General features: G+C 40.9%; 1 protein-coding gene. It reads right to left on the reverse strand.

The features are described from left to right. Window positions 1-960 (reverse strand): HAD-IC family P-type ATPase (locus ABT053_RS43370; RefSeq protein WP_350978037.1); only part of this gene is annotated, 960 nt, incomplete at its 3' end. Between the last annotated feature and the right edge of the window lie 199 nt (window positions 961-1159).

Genomic DNA, 1159 nt, shown 5'->3' on the forward strand with positions numbered 1-1159 from the left:
CCCATGAAGTCGCGGTAGCGCGAGCTCTCCTCGTACGGTCCCTGGCAGAAGGTCGCGTAGCCGACGTCCCGCGAGTGCAGGTACTCTTTTTGCACCATTCCCGATTCCTGCAACATTTGAAACAGGTGCACCAATCACGAGGGCACCAGGGCAACCAAGTACGAGAATCGTGATGGCTAGTTCTAGATTATGACTAAAAACCCAAGTAATAGCTGCAATAACAAGTACCGCTGGCGTGTAATACTTAGCAAAGCGGTCGATGAATTTCTCAGCAGGAGATTTGGTATCTTGGGCTTCTTCGACAAGTTCAATAATTTTACCAAAGGTTGTATCTTCGCCGACTTTTTCTGCTTCTACGTAAATTGTACCGTTTTCTAAGATAGAACCTGCAAAAACTTTGGTACCAGCTTCCTTTCTGATTTCACGTGATTCACCTGTGATACTGGCTTCGTTGACATAGCCAGATCCTTGGTAAATACGACCATCAACAGGAACTTGACGTCCGGTTTTTACTAAGAGTTTGTCGCCAATTTCAACTTCATCAATGTCCATTTCTTCGCCATCAGCAGATAGGGCTGTGCTGGGTGCCATATTCGTGAGTTCTTTGATACTTGATCGCGTTTTTTCAAGCGTTTTTTTCTCCAAAAATCCACCGAAAGCGAAGAGAAAAGTGACAATTGCTGATTCTTCATATTCACCGATGAACAAAGCACCGATAACTGCAATAGAAACTAGCAGGTCAATCGAAATTTGTTTCACTTTGATTGCTTGATAGGCATGAATTGCAACAGGTATAAAACCGATAATACTTGCAATAATCATTGTCGAATTCCAAATCCATATTTGATTTACACCATATTTACCAAGGTATCCGAGTACAATGAGAATGGCTGAGAGGATAACCAAGTGATTACTGTGTTGTTGAAGTCGTTTTTGAAAGTTCAGTGTTATTATTGCCATATTTTCTACTTCCTTTAATTTTCTTTATGATACTAGTATAGCGCTACCCTTATAGATAAAAATTGATAACTATCAAGAAAATAAAAAGTATAACTTACTAGACTTTATTAACATAAAGGTAAGGTCTGTCTGACGATTCCTGCGGAAAGTTTTGGCAACTGCAGTTGCCAAAATGGGGCAAACGCCCAATTTTGGCAAC

The organism is Streptosporangium sp. NPDC002524 (assembly GCF_040295985.1).
GTDB lineage: Bacteria > Actinomycetota > Actinomycetes > Streptosporangiales > Streptosporangiaceae > Streptosporangium.